This window comes from Metapseudomonas resinovorans (assembly GCF_002003485.1).
Lineage (GTDB): Bacteria > Pseudomonadota > Gammaproteobacteria > Pseudomonadales > Pseudomonadaceae > Metapseudomonas > Metapseudomonas resinovorans_D.
Genome location: NZ_BDMA01000034.1, coordinates 103,878 through 122,494, shown reverse-complemented (window position 1 = coordinate 122,494; position 18,617 = coordinate 103,878). Strand labels below are relative to the sequence as shown.

Genomic DNA, 18,617 nt, shown 5'->3' with positions numbered 1-18,617 from the left:
ACTGTCGATGAACGCAGCCTTGAATACCGCCACCGAACTGTCCGCCGGCGTCCGCCCGGCGGATCGGCTGGGCTTTACCCTGTTCCTCGCCGCCGTGTTGCACGTCGCGCTGATCCTCGGCGTCGGCTTTACCGTTGCCGACCCGGAGCAGATCAGCAAGACCCTGGAAATCACCCTCGCCACCTTCAAGAGCGAGGAGAAGCCGAAGAAAGCCGACTTCCTCGCCCAGGCCAACCAGCAAGGCAGCGGGACGCTGGAGCACAAGGCCAAGCCCAAGACCACTGAGAAGGCACCCTTCCAGGACAAGGAAATCCGCAAGGCGACCCCACCGGCCGCGCCGCCCAAGGCCCCGAAGAAAGAAGCGCCGAAGGCAGCGGTGGCAACCAAGAGCCCGCAGCAGCAGAAAACCACGGTCAAGCGCGAGCAGACCAAGCCGCAGCCCGACAGCACGCCGGCGCCGACCTTCGACAGCTCACAGCTCTCCGCTGAAATCGCCAGCCTCGAAGCGGAGCTGGACAAGGAGCGCCAGCTCTATGCCAAACGCCCGCGCATCCACCGTCTGAGCGCGGCCTCGACCATGCGCGACAAGGGCGCCTGGTACAAGGAGGAGTGGCGCAAGAAGATCGAGCGCGTCGGCAACCTCAACTATCCGGAAGAAGCCCGCCGCCAGCGCATCTACGGCAACCTGCGACTGCTGGTGTCGATCAATCGCGACGGAACCCTCTACGAAGTACAGGTGCTCGAATCGTCCGGCCAGCAGGTGCTGGACCAGGGCGCCATGCGCATCGTGCGCCTCGCCGCCCCCTTCGCGCCCTTCACCGGCGATCTGGCGGACATCGACCGCCTGGAAATCATTCGCACCTGGCGCTTCGAGCGCGGCGACCGCCTGTCGAGCAATTGAGAGCGGCAACTCGGTCTAGGCTCTAGGCTTCTATTCAGCGCCCCGCGACACAGGCGCTCATGCCTCAGCCTTGCCGCTTGAAGCCTGCCGTCTTAAGCCTGAAACTAGCCGACATGAAAAGCGCACCGAGCTACCTCAAGCACCACCTCCTGATCGCCATGCCGCACATGGCCGATCCGAACTTCGCCCAGACGGTCACCTACCTGGTGGAACACAACGAGCAGGGCGCCATGGGCCTGGTGATCAACCGCCCCAATGGCCTCAGCCTGAGCGATGTGCTCGAACAACTGCGCCCGGATTACATGCCACCCGCGCGCTGCCAGGGTCTGCCGATTTACGCCGGCGGCCCGGTACAAACTGACCGCGGCTTCGTCCTGCACCCGACTGGCCACAGCTTCCAGGCCACCCTGGAGCTCGGCGAGCTGGCCCTTTCCACCTCCCAGGACGTGCTTTTCGCCATCGCCGACGGCAGTGGCCCGCAGAAGAGCCTGGTTGCCCTCGGCTATGCCGGGTGGGACGCCGGGCAGCTGGAAACCGAACTCAGCGACAACGCCTGGCTGACTTGCCCAGCAGACCTCGCCATCCTCTTCGACACGCCGTCTGAACAACGCCTATCGGCCGCCGCCGCGCGGCTGGGCGTGAACCTCAGCCTGCTCACTGCCCAGGCCGGGCACGCCTGATGGCCGAATCCAAGCCCCTGCGCCTGCTACTCGGTTTCGATTACGGCACCAGACAGATCGGCGTCGCCGTGGGCCAGGCGGTAACCGGCCAGGCCCGCGAGCTGAAAGTCCTGAAAGCCCAGAACGGCGTGCCGGACTGGCTGCAGGTCGAAGCGCTGATCCGCGAATGGCAGCCCGATGCCATCGTCGTCGGCCTGCCGCTGAACATGGATGGCACGCCCAGCGAGATGAGCGCCCGCGCAGAAAAATTCGCCCGGCGCCTGAACGGCCGCTTCAATCTGCCGGTGTTCACCCACGACGAGCGCCTGACCACCTTCGAGGCCAAGGGCCAGCGACTGGCACAGGGTCAGCGCGACGGCTACCGCGAGCGCCCAGTGGACGCCCTGGCCGCCGCCCTGCTGCTGGAAGGCTGGCTGGCCGAAAACTCCGCAACTTCCTGATTCCAGAACGCGAGGACCGCCGATGACCCTGCCCAACCCCGCCGAGCTGCTGCCGAGGATGGCCAGCGACCTGAAAGCCCACCTGAAGTCCCGCAACATTGCCGAACCGCGCTACATCGGTATCCGCACTGGCGGCGTGTGGGTCGCCCAGGCGTTGTTGGAACAGCTGGGCGAGTCCGGCCCGATGGGCACCCTCGACGTGTCCTTCTATCGCGATGACTTCACCCAGAGCGGTCTGCACCCGCAGGTGCGCCCCTCCGAGCTGCCCTTCGAAGTCGAAGGCCAGCACCTGGTGTTGATCGATGACGTACTCATGAGCGGCCGTACCGTACGCGCCGCCCTCAATGAACTCTTCGACTACGGCCGCCCCGCCAGCGTGACGCTGGTGTGCCTGCTCGACCTCAATGCCCGCGAGCTGCCGATCCGTCCGGACGTGGTCGGCGCGACCCTGTCCCTGGGCGCCACGGAACGGGTAAAATTGCTCGGCCCCGCGCCGCTCACCCTCGAGCGTCAGGACCTCGCTTCACCCGCCTGACCTCCCGATTTCCCGTAACCTTTCAGGGCCCGCCCCATGCCGACAGACGCCAAGCGCCCGCTGCAGCTCAACGACCAGGGCCAGCTGCGCCACTTCCTCTCGCTCGACGGTCTGCCCCGCGAGCTGCTGACGGAAATCCTCGACACCGCCGACTCCTTCCTCGAAGTCGGCGCCCGCGCCGTGAAGAAAGTCCCGCTGCTGCGCGGCAAGACGGTGTGCAACGTGTTCTTCGAGAACTCCACCCGCACCCGTACCACCTTCGAGCTGGCGGCCCAGCGCTTGTCCGCCGACGTCATCACCCTCAACGTATCCACCTCCTCCACCAGCAAGGGCGAGACGCTGTTCGACACCCTGCGCAACCTGGAGGCGATGGCCGCCGACATGTTCGTGGTGCGCCATGCCGATTCCGGCGCCGCCCACTTCATCGCCGAGCACGTATGCCCGGACGTGGCCATCATCAACGGCGGTGACGGCCGCCACGCCCACCCGACCCAGGGCATGCTCGACATGCTCACCATTCGCCGCCACAAAGGCAGCTTCGAGAACCTCTCGGTAGCCATCGTCGGCGACATTCTGCACTCGCGCGTGGCCCGCTCGAACATGCTCGCCCTGCGCACCCTGGGCTGCCCGGACATTCGTGTGATCGGGCCGAAGACCCTGATCCCGGTGGGCGTCGAGCAGTACGGCGTCAAGGTCTACACCGACCTCGCCGAAGGCCTCAAGGATGTGGACGTGGTGATCATGCTGCGCCTGCAACGTGAACGCATGCAGGGTGGCCTGCTGCCCAGCGAGGGCGAGTTCTACAAGCTCTACGGCCTGAGTTCCCAGCGCCTGACCCTGGCCAAGCCGGATGCCATCGTCATGCACCCCGGTCCGATCAACCGCGGCGTGGAAATCGAATCCGCAGTCGCCGATGGCGCGCAGTCGGTGATCCTCAACCAGGTCACCTACGGCATCGCCGTTCGCATGGCGGTGCTCTCCATGGCCATGAGCGGCCAGACCGCGCAACGCCAATTGAACCAGGAAGCCGAGGAGCTGAACTGATGCGTACCCACATCCTCGGTGCCCGCCTGATCGACCCGGCCAGCGGCCAGGATCAGATCACCGATCTCTTCTTTGAAAGCGGCAAGGTCGCCGCCATCGGCAAAGCGCCGGCAGGCTTCGAAGCGGACAAGACCGTCGACGCCAAGGGACTGGTGGCCGCGCCCGGCCTGGTGGACCTCTCCGTTGCCCTGCGCGAGCCCGGCTACAGCCGCAAGGGCAGTATCGCCAGCGAGACCCTGGCAGCCGTGAGCGGCGGCGTCACCAGCCTCTGCTGCCCGCCCCTGACCCGCCCGATCCTGGATACCCCGGCCGTGGCCGAATTGATCCTCGACCGCGCCCAGGAAGCTGGCCATGCCAAGGTGTTTCCCATCGGCGCCCTGACCAAGGGCCTGGCCGGCGAGCAGCTGTCCGAGCTGGTTGCCCTGCGCGACGTGGGCTGCGTGGCCTTCGGCAACGGCCTGGCCAGCTTCGTCAGCAACCGCGTGCAGCGTCGCGCCCTGGAATATGCCGCCACGTTCGATCTGACGGTCGTCTTCCACTCCCAGGACGCATCCCTGGCAGAAGGCGGACTGGCTCACGAAGGCCCTACCGCCAGCTTCCTCGGGCTGGCCGGCATTCCGGAGTCGGCCGAAACCGTGGCGCTCGCCCGTGACCTGCTGCTGGTGGAGCAGAGCGGCGTGCGCGCCCACTTCAGCCAGATCACCAGCGCCCGTGGCGCCGAGCTGATCGCCCAGGCGCAGGCTCGTGGCTTGCCGGTGACCGCTGACGTGGCCATGTACCAGTTGATCCTCACTGATGAGGCGCTGATCGACTTCTCCAGCCTCTACCATGTACAGCCGCCGCTGCGCACCCGCGCCGACCGCGACGGCCTGCGCGAAGCAGTTAAAAGCGGCGTGATCTCGGCCATTTCCAGTCACCACCAACCCCACGAGCCCGACGCCAAGCTCGCGCCCTTCGGCGCCACCGAGCCCGGCATCAGCAGCGTGGAATTGCTGCTTCCGCTGGCCATGACCCTGGTCCAGGACGGCCTGCTCGACCTGCCCACCCTGCTCGCCCGCCTTACCGCCGGCCCAGCTCGCGCCCTGCGCCTGCCCGCTGGCCGCCTGGCCGTCGGCGCACCAGCGGATCTGGTGCTGTTCGACCCGCAGGCATCCACCCTGGCCGGGGAAACCTGGAAGTCCAAAGGCGACAACTGCCCCTTCATCGGTCACTGCCTGCCAGGCAAGGTCCGCTACACGCTGGTGGACGGCAGGATCATTTTCCAGGCCTGAAGCCGCTACACGAAAAAGCCCGCCATTCGGCGGGCTTTTTCATTTCAGGGGACGCGGCGATCAACAGGCCTCGATGCAGTTGCGTCGCTGTTTGGCACGATAGAGACCGTCGTCCAGGCGCTTTAGTAGCGACTCGACTCCTTCGCCAGCCTGCATTCCCGCTACCGAGAAACTGGCCGTCAACCCCAGCGGCAAGCTGGGATCGGCCTGGGGGACCACCAGGCGCAGACGCTCTGCCAGCTGCAAGGCGGCGTCCTGGCCGGTCTCCGGCAGCAGGGCAATGAACTCCTCGCCGCCCCAACGAGCGAAACAATCCTCGTCCCTGAGCGCCGCACGAACGGTGCGGCTGACAGCCACCAGGGCTCGATCACCGATCTGGTGGCCGTGACTGTCATTGATGCGCTTGAAATGATCGAGGTCGAACATCAACAGCGACGTCACATGTCCATGACGCTGGAAGCGCTGCCACTCGCCGTGCAGATTGCGCTCGAAATGCCGGCGGTTGGAAACCTGGGTCAGCGGGTCGGTCTCGCTGAGGCGCATCGCGCTTGCAACCTGCTGGGCCAGCGCCTCATTGGCCTGGCGCAGGGCCTCGGTGCGAGCGTCTACCAGCGCTTCCAGCTTGCGATTGAGGGCCAGGAGTTCCTCGTTCTTTCGCTGCAATTCGAGGCTGGCCATCTTGCGCTGGTGGATATTGCGGTGCGCGCCAATCATCCGCGTCGGCTTGCCGGCCTCGTCGAATTCGACGAAACGGCCATGGTCGCTGATCCATAGGTAACTGCCGTCGCGGCAGCGGCAGCGATAGTCCTCGGCGTAGATCAGGCTCTCGCCGTCCAGGTATGCCTGGAAGTTGCGCATCACACGTTCTATATCGCCGGGATGGATCACCGATTTCCAGGTCTCCACGTCCTCCGGCAGGCTATCCAGCGCGTAGCCGAGCATGGAGTACCAGCCGGGGCTGCGTTTGACGTGATTGGTGCGGATGTTCCAGTCCCAGATGCCGTCGCTGACGATGTCCAGGGCGAAGCGCAGGGTGCGCTCGACTTCTTCGAGGGTGGTGCCGTAGCAATGGTCGAGGGGCTCAAGCTTTTCCATAAGCTTCCTGCGGGCCGAAACCCGATTGAGACCGCTACGCCCAGGCACCTACCCGAGCGTTACAAAGCTTGCTTCCGGCCTCAGGCCTGGATGGTCGCCGCCGGGTTGATCACCCGGCCGAGGCCCAGGTTGCGCAGGGCGAGATGCAGCGAGCTGTGGATAACCTGCGGATTGTCGATGGCCAGCAGCTGATCAAGAAGCTCCTTGGCTTTCGTCATGGTGACCTGGCGCAGCAACCACTTCACCTTGGGCAGGTTGGTGGCGTTCATCGACAGGCTGTCGAAGCCCATGGCCAGCAGCAACACGGCAGCCGCGGGATCACCCGCCATCTCGCCGCAAATGCTGACCGGCTTGCCTTCGGCGTGGGCGTCGTCCACCACCTTCTTCAGCGCCTGCAGCACCGCCGGGTGCAGGTAGTCGTAGAGGTCCGCCACGCGCGGGTTGTTACGGTCCACCGCCAGCAGATACTGGGTGAGGTCGTTGGACCCCACCGAGAGGAAGTCCACCTGGCGCGACAGCTCCTTGGTCTGGTAGACGGCAGCGGGGATCTCGATCATCACCCCTACCGGTGGCATGGGGATGTCCACGCCCTCGTCACGCACCTCGCCCCAGGCGCGATGGATCAGGTGCAGCGCCTCCTCCAGCTCGTGGGTGCCGGAGATCATCGGCAGCAGGATGCGCAGGTTGTCCAGGCCCTCACTGGCCTTGAGCATGGCGCGCACCTGGACCAGGAAGATCTCCGGGTGGTCGAGGGTGACGCGGATGCCGCGCCAGCCGAGGAAGGGGTTGCTTTCCTTGATCGGGAAATACGACAGCGCCTTGTCGCCACCGATATCCAGCGTGCGCATGGTCACCGGCAGCGGATGGAAGGCGGCGAGCTGCTCGCGGTAGATGGCGAGCTGTTCCTTTTCGCTGGGGAAGCGCTCGTTGATCATGAACGGCACTTCGGTGCGATACAGGCCGACACCCTCGGCGCCGCGCTCCTGGGCACGGGTCACGTCGGCAAGCAGGCCGGTGTTCACCCAGAGCGGCATGCGCTGGCCGTCCAGGGTCTCGCAGGGCAGGCTGCGCAGGGCGTCCAGACCCTTGACCAGCTGGCGTTCCTCTTCCACCACTTCGCTGTACTGCTTGCGCAGTTGCGCCGAGGGGTTGGTGAAGACTTCGCCGTGGTAGCCGTCGACGATCAGCTCGATACCGTCGACCTTGGAATACGGCAGGTCGACCACGCCCATCACCGTCGGGATGCCCATGGCACGCGCGAGGATGGCGACGTGGGAGTTGCCCGAGCCGAGTACCGAAACCAGGCCAACGAGCTTGCCTTCAGGCACTTCGCCGAGCATTGCCGGGGACAGCTCCTCGCTGACGAGGATGGTGTTTTCCTGGTAGACGAGGTTCTGCTTGCGCTCTTCCTGCAGGTAGGCGAGCAGGCGGCGACCGAGATCCTTCACGTCGGAGGCGCGTTCGCGCAGGTAGGCGTCGTCCATCAGTTCGAAGCGGGTGACGTGCTCCAGCACGACCTGGCGCAGCGCACCCTGGGCCCACTGGCCGGTGCGGATCACGCGCTTGACCTCCATACCGATGGAGGCGTCGTCGAGCATCATCAGGTAAACGTCGAAGAGGGCACGCTCTTCGGGGCGCAGTTGGGTTTCCAGCTTGCTGGAGAGCCGGCGCATGTCTTCGCGGACCGCTTCCAGGGCCTGCTTGAAGCGTTCTACTTCGGCCTCGATGTCATCGACCGTGCGATCGGGCACCACATCCAGATCGGCCGGCGGCAGCACCACCACAGCAGTACCCACAGCGGCACCGGGGGCGCCCGGCACACCGACGAACTTGGTTTCCTGGATTCCCTTGCCCTGGCGACCCAGGCCGCGAATCGAACCGGTCGCCTCGGCATGGGCGATTACGCCCGCGAGCTGCGCGCTCATGGTGACGAGGAAGGCTTCCTCGCCCTCGTCGAACTGACGGCGCTCCTTTTGCTGCACCACCAGTACGCCCATCACCCGACGGTGGTGGATGATCGGGGCGCCCAGGAAGGAGGCGAAGCGCTCTTCACCGGTCTCGGCGAAGTAGCGGTAACGGGGGTGATCGGCGGCGTGCTCGAGGTTCAGCGGTTCCTCGCGGGTGCCCACGAGGCCCACGAGGCCTTCGTTGGGGGCCATGCTGACCTTGCCGATGGAGCGCTTGTTCAGGCCTTCGGTGGCCATGAGCACGAACCGGTTGGACTCCGGGTCCAGCAGGTAGACCGAGCAGACCTGGCTGCCCATGGCCTCCTTGACCCGCTGCACGATGATCGCCAACGCCGCCTTCAGATCCTTGGCGGCGTTCACTTCCTGGACGATCTTGCGCAGCGTGTTGAGCATGGCTAGTCAGCCTTTCTCCGGGTCAGTCTTGCGCCAGGAGGCGCGGTGCTAGTTCCTTGAGGGCACGGCGATAAACTTCACGCTTGAAGGTCACCACCTGGCCCAACGGGTACCAGTAACTGACCCAGCGCCAGCCGTCGAATTCGGGCTTGCCGGTCAGATCCATCCGTACCTTGTTCTCGTCCGACTGCAAACGCAGCAGGAACCACTTCTGCTTCTGTCCAATGCACAGCGGCTGGCTATTGGTACGCACCAGGCGCTGCGGCAGACGATAGCGCAACCAGCCGCGAGTGCAGGCAAGAATCTTCACATCCCGCTCTTCCAGGCCGACTTCTTCGTTCAACTCCCGGAAAAGTGCCTCTTCGGGCGTCTCGCGTGGGTTGATACCACCCTGCGGGAACTGCCAGGCATCCTGATTGATACGCCGGGCCCAAAGTACCTGCCCGACATCATTGGCGAGAATGATGCCGACATTCGGGCGAAAACCATCGGAATCGATCACGGCACTCAACCTCGCAAACGCATGTTTCGGCATTGTTCCATAAAGGCCTTAAACGCAGCAATGCGAGCCTTTCTCGCGATGGGCAGCTCCGCTCAAAGCGGCTATTCTGGCCGCCCTTCGAAGCCTCGATGCAAGGAAATACGACGTGCGTTTGGCTCTTTTCGACCTCGACAACACCCTGCTGGCCGGCGATAGCGATCACGCCTGGGGCGACTACCTGTGCGAACGCGGCATCCTCGACGGGATCGCCTACAAGGCGCGCAACGACGAGTTCTATCAGGACTACCTGGCCGGTCGACTGAACATCCAGGACTACCTGAACTTCAGCCTGGAAATCCTCGGCCGCACCGAAATGGTGCAGCTCGACCAGTGGCACCGCGAGTTCATGCGCGACTGCGTCGAACCGATCATCCTGCCGAAGGCCGAAGCCCTGCTGGCCGAGCACCGCGCCGCCGGCGACAAGCTGCTGATTATCACCGCCACCAACCGCTTCGTCACCGCGCCGATCGCGAAACGTCTGGGCGTCGAAACGCTGCTGGCCACCGAATGCGAAATGGCCGATGGCCGCTACACCGGCCGCACCACCGATGTGCCCTGCTTCCGCGAAGGCAAGGTAACGCGCCTGGCGCGCTGGCTGGAGGAAACCGGCTCCAGCCTCGAGGGCAGCAGCTTCTATAGCGATTCGCTGAACGATCTGCCGCTGCTCGAACAGGTGAGCCATCCGGTGGCAGTGGACCCCGACCCGAAGCTGCGGGCCGAAGCGCTGCAACGCGGCTGGCCAGTAATCTCGCTGCGCTAGGGCCAGACGGTAGCGTGCACCATGCGCACCGATGACCTCGCACCGGGAATTCGGTGCGCGCAGCGCACCCGACGAACAAAGCCAGCGCGGGCCTGTCAGAGCGGCTTGATCACCATGAGCGCGTACACCACCGCCAGCAATACCAGTGCGAGAACCGCCAGCCAGGTGCGTACAGCCACATGGCTGGCCACCTGCGGCGCTAGCGCCGTGCCATCCCGAAACGCCTGGCGCGCCAGATTGCGAATGCGCACCTGCAGCCAGAGCAGAGGCAGCCAGCAGAGCGCCGCCAGCAGGTAGATTCCTACACTCCACAACAACCAGCGCTGACCCAACGGCCAGCCGCCGACCTTCGCCAGCGCCAGGCCACTCAAGGGCAGCAGCACGGCAGAACTGGCAATCAACCAGCATTCCAGCCTCACCAAAGAGGCGAAGGTGGCCGCCATCTGCTGGGGATCAGCCTCTTTCCAGGCCCGGCGGGCAAAGAACAGCCCGGCCAGCGCCGCGCCGAAAAGCACGGCGGCCAGCAGGCCATGGACGGTCTTGAACAGAAAATAGAGGGTCATGCCTGGTGCAAACGCCGCATCAGAGCGGTTTGGCCAGCATCAGCGCCAGCACGGACATGAACAGCAGCAGGCCGACGAGACCGTAGGCGGCACCGAACTTGAGGCTGCGTCGAACAGGTGCGGAAGCCGGTCCGCCGTCGACCAGTGCCTGCTCCCGCAGTCGCCCGACACGGCGGAACAGCAGCAGCCAGGCAATGCAACCGAACAGATAGAGAATGGCTCCGCCGAGAATCCAGGTCTGGCCCAGCGGCAGGCCAGCGAGGTTCACCATCCACCAGCCGCTGATCGGCAGCGACACGGCGACGAGGATCAGTAGCGGCACGCCGATCAGCAGAATGCGCCGCAGGCTGGGGCCGATTAGCGCGGCATCGCCGGAACGGAAATTGCGCCAGCCGTACCACGCCAGTCCTGCCAGTCCGCCGAAGAACAGCAGGGTGGCCAGGCCGTGGAGGATGCGGAATGCGAGGTAGTTTTCCATGAAGCAGGTCCTTGTCTGCGTGGGCGGCTGAGTCAAAGCCTAGCAGCCGCCCGATCCAGCGCCCCCGGCCTGCGTCAGCCCAGGAAGAGCTGGTAGGCCGGGTTGTCGCTTTCGTCCCAGTGGGGGTAGCCGATCTCGTCGAGGGCAACATGCACCAGCGCGCGTTCCTCGGCCGGCACCTGCAGGCCGGCGACCACGCGGCCATCGGCGGCGCCGTGGTTGCGGTAGTGGAACATGGTGATGTTCCAGCGGCCGCCGAGCTTGTTGAGGAAGTTGAACAGCGCCCCCGGACGCTCGGGGAATTCGAAACGGAACACCATTTCATCGCTGATGCGCACTGCGTGGCCGCCGACCATGTGGCGGATATGCAGCTTGGCCAGTTCGTTGTCGGTGAGGTCCAGCACCGGGAAGCCCTGGCTGCGCAGGTTCTCCACCAGGGCCGCACGCGGATCGGTTTCCGGGTGGGTCTGCACGCCGACGAAGATGTGCGCTTCGGCATCGGTGTTGTAGCGGTAGTTGAACTCGGTGATCTGGCGCTTGCCGATGGCTTCGCAGAAGGCCTTGAAGCTGCCCGGGCGTTCCGGGATGGTCACCGCGATGATTGCCTCGCGCTTCTCCCCCAGCTCGGCACGCTCGGCCACGTGGCGCAGGCGGTCGAAATTGATGTTGGCGCCGGAGTCGATGGCCACCAGGGTATGGTCGCGCACGCCTTCGCGTTCGACGTACTTCTTGATCCCGGCTACGGCGAGGGCGCCGGCGGGTTCGGTGATGGAGCGGGTGTCGTCGTAGATATCCTTGATCGCCGCGCAGATTTCGTCGGTGCTGACGGTGATTACCTCATCCACATGCTGCTTGCAGATATCGAAAGTGTGCTGGCCGATCTGCGCCACGGCAACGCCATCGGCGAACAGTCCAACCTGCCCCAGCACCACGCGTTCGCCAGCGGCCATGGCGGCCTGCAGGCAGTTGGAATCGTCCGGCTCGACGCCGATCACCTTCACCTCGGGGCGCAGGTATTTGACGAAGGCGGCGATGCCCGCAACCAGGCCGCCACCGCCCACCGGCACGAAGATGGCGTCCAGGCGACCAGGGTGCTGACGCAGGATCTCCATCGCCACGGTGCCCTGGCCGGCGATCACTTCCGGATCATCGTAGGGGTGGATGTAGACGTAGCCCTTCTCTTCCACCAGCTTCAGCGAGTGGGCCAGCGCCTCGGGGAAGGCGTCGCCATGCAGCACCACCTTGCCGCCGCGGGCACGCACGCCCTGCACTTTCAGCTCCGGCGTGGTGCGCGGCATCACGATGGTCGCTTTAACGCCCAGCTCGCGGGCCGCCAGGGCGACGCCCTGGGCATGATTGCCGGCCGATGCGGTGACCACGCCGCGATTCAGTTCCTCGCGAGAGAGCTGGGCGATCTTGTTGTAGGCGCCGCGAATCTTGAAGGAATAGACCGGTTGCAGGTCCTCGCGCTTGAGGAGGATCTGGTTGCCGAGGCGCTCGGTGAGCTGGCGGGCGGGCTGCAGCGGGGTTTCCACGGCGACGTCGTAGACGCGCGAGGTCAGGGTCTTCTTCACGTATTCTTCGAGCATCGCGGCTTCACTGGCGGCATTTCACGGGAGGACCGAGTCTACCGCAGGGATTCGTCGGGCGACCACAGAGAATGCGGGGTTTTGCCCCGGCGACGGGCTATAATTCGCGCCCTCGACACTCCTCCAATCGGACCTCCACAGCATGACCCAGGACCAGCTCAAGCAGGCCGTCGCCCAGGCCGCCATCGACTTCATCCTTCCCAAGCTCGGTGAAAAGAGCATCGTCGGCGTCGGCACCGGCTCCACTGCCAACTTCTTCATCGACCTGCTTGCCCAGCACAAGATGGCCTTCGACGGTGCCGTGGCCAGCTCCGAAGCCACCGCCCAGCGTCTGAAGGGCCACGGCATCCCGGTCTACGACCTGAATGGCGTCAGTGACCTGGAGTTCTATGTCGACGGCGCCGACGAGAGCAACGAGCGCCTCGAACTGATCAAGGGCGGCGGTGCCGCCCTGACCCGCGAGAAGATCGTCGCGGCGGTGGCCAAGACCTTCATCTGCATCGCCGACGAGAGCAAGCTGGTTCCGCTGCTCGGCACCTTCCCGCTGCCGGTGGAAGTCATCCCCATGGCCCGCAGCCATGTGGCGCGCCAACTGGTGAAGCTGGGCGGTGACCCGGTCTACCGCGAAGGCGTGCTGACCGACAACGGCAACATCATCCTCGATGTGTACAACCTGCAGATCGACAGCCCGGTACAGCTCGAAGAGCAGATCAACAACATCGTCGGCGTGGTCACCAACGGCCTGTTCGCCGCCCGCCCGGCCGACCTGCTGCTGCTGGGCACCAAGGATGGCGTCCGGAGCCTGACCGCCTGACGCGGACTCCCGGCCTGCGGGAAACCGTCTAGATTTGTTGGCTACGGCGCCGTTCGGCGCCGTCCACTGCCACGAACTAGGAGGTGCCCCATGGCTGGGAAATTCCACCTGAAGAAGGCCAACGATGGCCAGTTCCACTTCAACCTGAACGCCGGCAACGGCGAAACCATCCTCACCAGCGAGCTGTACAAGGCCAAGGATTCAGCCTTGAACGGTATCGAGTCGGTGCGCAAGAACGCCGCTCGCGACGGCGCCTTCGAAAACAAGACCGCCAGCAACGGCAAGTTCTACTTCGTGCTCAAGGCCACCAACGGCCAGGTCATCGGCCAGAGCCAGATGTACGCCAGCGCCTCCAGCGCCAGCGCAGGCATCGACTCAGTCAGAAACAATGCCCCCGGCGCCACCCTCAACGACGAAAGCTGATCAGTCGCTCGCCTGTTTGCGGAACACGTAGAACAGGTTCGGCTCGCTGACCAGATAGAGGTTGCCGTCGTTATCCATGGCCACCCCCTCGGCCTGCGGCACCCCCCGCTGCAGGCCGTGCATGCCGCGCAGCAGCGAAAGCGTGCTGATGGGGCGGCCATCGGCGTTCAGCTCCAGCACCAGCCGCGACTCGTCCGACAGCGCCAGCAAATGGCCGCTGCGCTCCTCGTACTGCAGGCTGGAAAGATCGCGCAGGAAGAGCCTGGCGTCACGCTTCGGGTCGTCCACCACGTGCACCGCGAAGGGCTTGTCCGGGTTGGTGTGGGGGAAACCGTGGATCTCGTAAATGCGCACCGGATCGCGCTCCTTGGCCACGAACAGGCGCTGCCCGACGGAATCGTAGGCCAGGCCCTCGAAACCTTTGTTTCCGGAAAGGCCGATACCCAGGGACAGCTGCTGCGACTCGCTGGCATCGATGGAGGTGGTGTCCTCATCGACACGCACCTTGATGAGGCGCTGCAGGCGCTCGTCGGTAATCACGTAGACGCCCTTGCTGATGTACTCGATGGCCTCGGGGTCGCCAAATCCCACCAACTGGATGCGGCGGATCAGGTGCCCGTCCAGGGACAGTTCGATGATCTCTGGGCGCTGGTTAGTGACGGTGAAGAGGCTGTGCCGGTCAGGGTCGTAAGTCAGCGCGGAGACGTCGTCCGACAGGCCCTCGATGGGCTTGGCCTCGATGGCCACCTGATAGTCCGGGAGCCAGAGGGATCGTTCCCGCCATTCGGAGGCGTGGCGCCATTCTTGCAGTGCGAACAGGCCGCGCTCGAACAGCCGGAACTGCTGGGCGGCAATTCCGAGCAGCACCAGCAGCAGCACCAGGAACGCGGTGACCAGGCGCCACGGGGTCAGGAATGAACGCATCGATCAGGACTCGGGGATTCAGGACGCGGCGAAGGATACAGAGCGCACCGGACTTCTACCTGAATTGAAGCTTAAAGCCTGGGCACATGCTGGAAGGACGTTACAAAAGGGGACGGACATGGCCACCGCGCTGCTACCGGAAGCACGTGCACTCACCACCTTGCACACCATCGCTCTGGCCGTGGCCACATTGGCCAGCAGCGGCACCGACCGCATGGTCCTGCTGGATGGCAGCGGCGTCTGCTGCGCCGATCTCGACACCCCCGATAAATTGATCTCGCATGCTCAGGAGCTGCGCGTCTTCGCCAATGCCCTGGCCAGCACCCGCGATCCGGCCCTGGGCCTGTCCCTCGGCCTGCGCATGCACGTATCCGCCTACGGCATGCTCGGCTACACCATGCTCGCCAGCCGCACCTTGCGCGATGCCCTGACCATCGCCCTCGGCCAGTCGGCATTGCTGGGCACCTACTTCAAGCTGAGCCTTGAGGAGGACCGCGACGAGGCGCGCCTCGTCGCAGTCGGCTACCGCTACGCACCGGAGCTGACCGTGTTCAACAGCGAGCTCTGCCTGACCTCGCTGCTCACGGTGTTGCAGGATCTGCTCGGCACCAGCATTCGCCCGATGCGTGTCTGCCTCTCCTATCGCCCGCCTCTGCACGCCGCTACCTATGAACAGATACTCGGCTGCCCGGTGGAATTCGGCGCCTCGCGCAATGCTCTCTGCTTCGACGCCGCCCTGCTCGACCGCACCCTGCCCCTGGCGGACCCGGTGACTTGCCACTACGGCCTGCAGCAATGCCTGAAACTGGACGCCCAACTCAACAGCCGCCATGACGTGCTCGACCAGATCCGCCATCACCTGGCCGGCAATCTGCGCGATGCGTGCGACCTGGACAGCGTCGCGCGCCAGCTGCACCGCTCCGAGCGCACCCTGCGCCGTCACCTGCGGCAGCTGAACACCAGCTTCCAGCGCCTGCTGGATGAAGTGCGCTACGACAAGGCGCGCCAGCTGCTGGTGCAGACCGACCTGCCCATCTACCTGATCGCCGAACAGCTTGGCTACAGCGAAACGGCGAGCTTCCGGCATGCCTTCCAGCGCTGGAGCGGGCAGTCGCCGAGTCTGTATCGGCGTTAGCTATTTCTCTGACCTGCCCTTTCTGTGGAGGCGAATTCATTCGCCAAAGACAGCGCAGCTGTCCCGGCTGACCTTGTAGGGCAGACCTTCGGCCTGCTTGGCGATTGAAATCGCCCCTACAGGCAAGCACCCAGCGCCGCTACTGCGACCTCATAACCACTCACAAATTGGCCGAAAATATCCCCTTTTGACCTGATCTATCGTTCTGCACCTACTAGGCTGCTGACAGAATCGCGACAAACAAGGGCCGCTTCACCAGCGAAAAAAGAAAAGCCCAATAAGAACAAATTCTTAGAGCTTGTGATCAGCATGACTAGCGCGATCAGCGTCGAACGTGTGTGCATGGAGTTCGGTGATCCGGGGCAGGGCGTGAAGGCCCTCGACGATGTTTCCCTGGAAATCCGCGCCAACGAGTTCTTCACCCTCCTCGGCCCATCCGGCTGCGGCAAGACCACCCTCTTGCGGCTCATCGCGGGCTTCGAGCAACCCAGCTCCGGCGCCATCCGCCTGTACGGCGAGCCCATGCAGGGCCTCCCGCCGTTCCGCCGCCCGGTCAACACCGTGTTCCAGAGCTACGCCCTGTTCCCGCACATGACCGTGGCGCAGAACATCGCCTTCGGCCTGGAGATGCGCGGGCTCTCCCGCAGCGACATCGAGCAGACGGTGCAGCGCATGCTGGAACTGGTGAAGCTGCCGGATGTGGGCAAACGCCGCGCCGACCAGCTTTCCGGCGGCCAGCAGCAGCGCATCGCCCTGGCCCGCGCCCTGGCCAACAAGCCCAAGGTGCTGCTGCTGGACGAGTCGCTCTCGGCGTTGGACCAGAAGCTGCGCAAGGACATGCAGATCGAGCTCAAGCGCCTGCAGCACGAGACCGGCATCACCTTCATCTTCGTCACCCACGACCAGGAAGAAGCCCTGACCATGTCCGACCGCATCGCGGTGATGAGCAAGGGCCGCATCCTCCAGGTCGGCACCCCGACGGAAATCTACGAAGCACCGCTGAACCGCACGGTGGCGGACTTCATCGGTGAAACCAACTTCCTCGAAGGCGAAGCGCTGGAACGTGGTGTCCTGCTGCCCGATGGCCAACTGCTCAGCGCCTACAGCCCCCGCCGTGGCGCCGTCACCCTGGCGATCCGCCCGGAGCGCACCTGCCTCGACGAACAGGGCAACCTGGCCGGCGAGATCGAGAACGTGGTCTACGTCGGCACCGACACCGTGTACCACCTCAACATCGCCGGACAGAGCGGCTTCCGCGTACGCCAGCAGAACCGCAACGGCGCACTGAACGCCTACGCGACCGGCGAGAAAGTGCGAGTGCAGGTACCCAGCGAAGCCATCCGGGTGCTGGTCGAATGAGCACCCTGCGCGCCCAGGCGGAACGCCGCCAGCTGCGCCGCCGCCTGGCGCTGACCAGCCCAGCGATGATCGCCCTGCTGGTGTTCCTGGTGTTGCCGCTGGGAATCATGTTCCTGGTGTCGATCCTGGCGCCGGGCGACTACGGCGGCGTGAAGTGGGACCAGTATTCGCTGGAGGCCTACGTCAACTTCCTCTACGAGCGTGACCTGGACGACAGCCTGGTGTTCAACACCGACTATCTGCAGATTTTCCAGCGCTCGTTCTGGCTGTCGGTACTGACCACGGTCGGCTGCCTGCTGATCGGTTTCCCCACCGCGCTCTACCTGGCACTGCAGAGCGAGCGCAAACGCAACCTGCTGCTGTTCCTGGTCACCGTGCCCTTCTGGACCAACCTGCTGGTGCGGGTCTACGCATGGATCCTGCTGCTGCGCAATGGCGGCCTGGTGGACAGCGGCCTCGGCGTGTTCGGGCTCTCGGACGGTGCCCTGGGTCTGCTCTACACCGACGTGGCGGTGGTAATCGGCCTGCTCTACACCTTCCTGCCGTTCATGGTGCTGCCCATCTACACCAGCCTCGAAAAGCTCGACTGGCGCTTGGTGGAAGCCGCCTTCGACCTCGGCGCCAACCGCTTCCAGGCGCTGCGCCGGATCATCGTGCCGCTGGCCATGCCAGGCATCGTCGCCGGCGCGATCCTGGTGTTCATTCCCTCGCTCGGCAACTACATCATTCCCGAGCTGCTGGGGGGCGGTAAGTCGCTGATGATCGGCAACCTGATCCAGCTGCAGTTCGGTGCATCGCACAACTGGCCGCTGGGCGCGGCGCTGTCGTTCGCCCTGCTCGGCTTCGTGCTGCTGGCGATGCTGCTCTATAGCCTGCGTTTCAAGCAGGCCGCCGGCGGAGGCCACCCATGAACATGCAGAACCCGCTCTGGCGATTCACCGGGGTACGGCCCACTGCCTGGCTGTTCTTCGCCTTCCTCTATGTGCCGATCCTGGTGCTGGTGGCGCTGAGCTTCAACGGCGGACAGTCGGCGACCATCTGGGAAAGCTTCAGCCTCAAGTGGTACTCGGTGGTGGCCAACGATCCGGAAATCGTCCGCGCGGCGAAGAATTCGCTGATCGTCGCCACCTTCGCCACCCTGATCGCCACCTCCCTGGCCACCCTCGCCGCCCTGGGCATGCGCGGTCGCGCCTTCCGTGGGCAGACGCTGATGAACGGGGTACTCGGCCTGCCGCTGCTGGTGCCGGAGATCGTCACCGCCGTGGCCACCCTGATGTTCTTCGCCTTCATCGGCCTGAAGCTCTCGCTGTTCACCATCCTCATCGCCCACGTGGTGTTCTGCATTCCCTTCGCCTACCTGCCGATCCGCGCCCGCCTGGAAGGCATGGACCCGCGCCTGGCCGAAGCCGCCGCCGACCTCTACGCCTCGCCCTGGAAAGCCTTCTGGAAGGTGACCTTCCCGCTACTGATGCCCGGCATCCTTTCCGGTGCGATGCTCGCCTTCATCATTTCCATGGACGACTTCGTCATCACCTACTTCGTCGCCGGTGCCGGGGCCACCACCCTGCCGGTGTACATCTTCAGCTCGATCAGGATGGGCATTTCGCCGAAGATCAACGCGATTTCCTCGATCATCCTCGTGATTTCTATAGCTTTCGTTGCATTGTCCTACTACGTCGGGCAGCGCAAGCGCTGACCCGAACTC

19 protein-coding genes and 1 pseudogene are annotated in these 18,617 nt (G+C 64.7%); 13 read left to right on the top strand and 7 right to left on the bottom strand.

Annotated features, from left to right (window positions below):
* The first annotated feature begins 7 nt into the window (after nucleotides 1-7).
* From MnOB_RS10650 to MnOB_RS10625, 6 genes are all read left to right on the top strand, one after another.
* Nucleotides 8-901, top strand: coding sequence for an energy transducer TonB (locus MnOB_RS10650; RefSeq protein ID WP_077524191.1), 894 nt, complete (start codon nucleotides 8-10; stop codon nucleotides 899-901).
* A 113-nt stretch (nucleotides 902-1,014) separates the two neighbouring features.
* Nucleotides 1,015-1,581 carry a YqgE/AlgH family protein gene (locus tag MnOB_RS10645; protein ID WP_077524190.1) on the top strand — a complete coding sequence of 189 codons (567 nt, stop codon included), beginning with the start codon at nucleotides 1,015-1,017 and terminating at the stop codon, nucleotides 1,579-1,581.
* Nucleotides 1,581-2,021, top strand: coding sequence for a Holliday junction resolvase RuvX (gene ruvX / locus MnOB_RS10640; protein ID WP_077524189.1), 441 nt, complete (start codon nucleotides 1,581-1,583; stop codon nucleotides 2,019-2,021). Before MnOB_RS10645 ends, ruvX begins: the two co-directional genes overlap by 1 nt.
* Before the next feature lie 22 nt (nucleotides 2,022-2,043).
* Nucleotides 2,044-2,556: a bifunctional pyr operon transcriptional regulator/uracil phosphoribosyltransferase PyrR gene (gene pyrR / locus MnOB_RS10635; protein WP_077524188.1), complete on the top strand. Its 513-nt coding sequence runs from the start codon at nucleotides 2,044-2,046 to the stop codon at nucleotides 2,554-2,556.
* Nucleotides 2,557-2,592: 36 nt separating this feature from the next.
* Nucleotides 2,593-3,600, top strand: a complete 1,008-nt coding sequence (locus tag MnOB_RS10630; RefSeq protein ID WP_077524187.1) for an aspartate carbamoyltransferase catalytic subunit — start codon at nucleotides 2,593-2,595, stop codon at nucleotides 3,598-3,600.
* Nucleotides 3,600-4,871 carry a dihydroorotase gene (locus MnOB_RS10625; protein WP_077524186.1) on the top strand — a complete coding sequence of 424 codons (1,272 nt, stop codon included), beginning with the start codon at nucleotides 3,600-3,602 and terminating at the stop codon, nucleotides 4,869-4,871. The genes MnOB_RS10630 and MnOB_RS10625 overlap by 1 nt, the downstream gene beginning before the upstream one ends.
* Nucleotides 4,872-4,931: 60 nt before the next feature.
* On the opposite strand, the gene MnOB_RS10620 is transcribed toward MnOB_RS10625, so the two are convergent.
* From MnOB_RS10620 to MnOB_RS10610, 3 genes are all read right to left on the bottom strand, one after another.
* Nucleotides 4,932-5,966: a sensor domain-containing diguanylate cyclase gene (locus MnOB_RS10620; protein ID WP_077524185.1), complete on the bottom strand. Its 1,035-nt coding sequence runs from the start codon at nucleotides 5,964-5,966 to the stop codon at nucleotides 4,932-4,934.
* Nucleotides 5,967-6,046: 80 nt separating this feature from the next.
* A complete protein-coding gene (gene ptsP, locus MnOB_RS10615; protein WP_077524184.1) occupies nucleotides 6,047-8,326 on the bottom strand; it encodes a phosphoenolpyruvate--protein phosphotransferase in 2,280 nt (759 codons plus the stop codon).
* A gap of 22 nt (nucleotides 8,327-8,348) precedes the next feature.
* Nucleotides 8,349-8,828, bottom strand: a complete 480-nt coding sequence (locus tag MnOB_RS10610; protein WP_077524243.1) for an RNA pyrophosphohydrolase — start codon at nucleotides 8,826-8,828, stop codon at nucleotides 8,349-8,351.
* Nucleotides 8,829-8,973: 145 nt separating this feature from the next.
* On the opposite strand from MnOB_RS10610, the gene MnOB_RS10605 reads away from it, so the two are divergent.
* Nucleotides 8,974-9,627: a histidinol-phosphatase gene (locus MnOB_RS10605; RefSeq protein ID WP_077524183.1), complete on the top strand. Its 654-nt coding sequence runs from the start codon at nucleotides 8,974-8,976 to the stop codon at nucleotides 9,625-9,627.
* 95 nt (nucleotides 9,628-9,722) lie between these two features.
* Here the strand turns inward: MnOB_RS10605 and MnOB_RS10600 are convergent, their stop codons facing one another.
* The 3 genes and pseudogenes from MnOB_RS10600 to ilvA form a co-directional block, all read right to left on the bottom strand.
* Entirely contained in the window at nucleotides 9,723-10,190 is a 468-nt protein-coding gene (locus MnOB_RS10600) for a DUF2269 domain-containing protein (protein ID WP_077524182.1), read from the bottom strand.
* Between the two features lie 19 nt (nucleotides 10,191-10,209).
* Nucleotides 10,210-10,668 (bottom strand): DUF2269 domain-containing protein, encoded by a 459-nt coding sequence (locus MnOB_RS10595; RefSeq protein WP_077524181.1) that lies wholly within the window; start codon nucleotides 10,666-10,668, stop codon nucleotides 10,210-10,212.
* 74 nt (nucleotides 10,669-10,742) lie between these two features.
* Nucleotides 10,743-12,260: pseudogene (gene ilvA / locus MnOB_RS10590) on the bottom strand (threonine ammonia-lyase, biosynthetic); the annotation flags it as partial.
* A gap of 139 nt (nucleotides 12,261-12,399) precedes the next feature.
* Between ilvA and rpiA the strand changes: the two are divergent.
* Together rpiA and MnOB_RS10580 are read left to right on the top strand one after the other, a co-directional pair.
* A complete protein-coding gene (gene rpiA / locus MnOB_RS10585; RefSeq protein ID WP_077524179.1) occupies nucleotides 12,400-13,071 on the top strand; it encodes a ribose-5-phosphate isomerase RpiA in 672 nt (223 codons plus the stop codon).
* 90 nt (nucleotides 13,072-13,161) lie between these two features.
* Nucleotides 13,162-13,494, top strand: a complete 333-nt coding sequence (locus MnOB_RS10580) for a YegP family protein (RefSeq protein ID WP_077524178.1) — start codon at nucleotides 13,162-13,164, stop codon at nucleotides 13,492-13,494.
* Here MnOB_RS10580 and MnOB_RS10575 read toward each other — a convergent pair whose 3' ends face one another.
* Nucleotides 13,495-14,418: an SdiA-regulated domain-containing protein gene (locus MnOB_RS10575; protein ID WP_077524177.1), complete on the bottom strand. Its 924-nt coding sequence runs from the start codon at nucleotides 14,416-14,418 to the stop codon at nucleotides 13,495-13,497.
* A 118-nt stretch (nucleotides 14,419-14,536) separates the two neighbouring features.
* Here MnOB_RS10575 and MnOB_RS10570 point away from each other — a divergent pair, with 118 nt between their 5' ends.
* The 4 genes from MnOB_RS10570 (at nucleotide 14,537) to MnOB_RS10555 (ending at nucleotide 18,608) form a co-directional block, all read left to right on the top strand.
* Nucleotides 14,537-15,553, top strand: coding sequence for an AraC family transcriptional regulator (locus tag MnOB_RS10570; RefSeq protein WP_077524176.1), 1,017 nt, complete (start codon nucleotides 14,537-14,539; stop codon nucleotides 15,551-15,553).
* A gap of 309 nt (nucleotides 15,554-15,862) precedes the next feature.
* Entirely contained in the window at nucleotides 15,863-16,912 is a 1,050-nt protein-coding gene (locus MnOB_RS10565) for an ABC transporter ATP-binding protein (RefSeq protein ID WP_077524242.1), read from the top strand.
* Entirely contained in the window at nucleotides 16,909-17,823 is a 915-nt protein-coding gene (locus MnOB_RS10560; protein ID WP_077524175.1) for an ABC transporter permease, read from the top strand. The genes MnOB_RS10565 and MnOB_RS10560 overlap by 4 nt, the downstream gene beginning before the upstream one ends.
* Nucleotides 17,820-18,608: an ABC transporter permease gene (locus tag MnOB_RS10555; RefSeq protein WP_077524174.1), complete on the top strand. Its 789-nt coding sequence runs from the start codon at nucleotides 17,820-17,822 to the stop codon at nucleotides 18,606-18,608. The genes MnOB_RS10560 and MnOB_RS10555 overlap by 4 nt, the downstream gene beginning before the upstream one ends.
* Nucleotides 18,609-18,617: the final 9 nt, after the last annotated feature.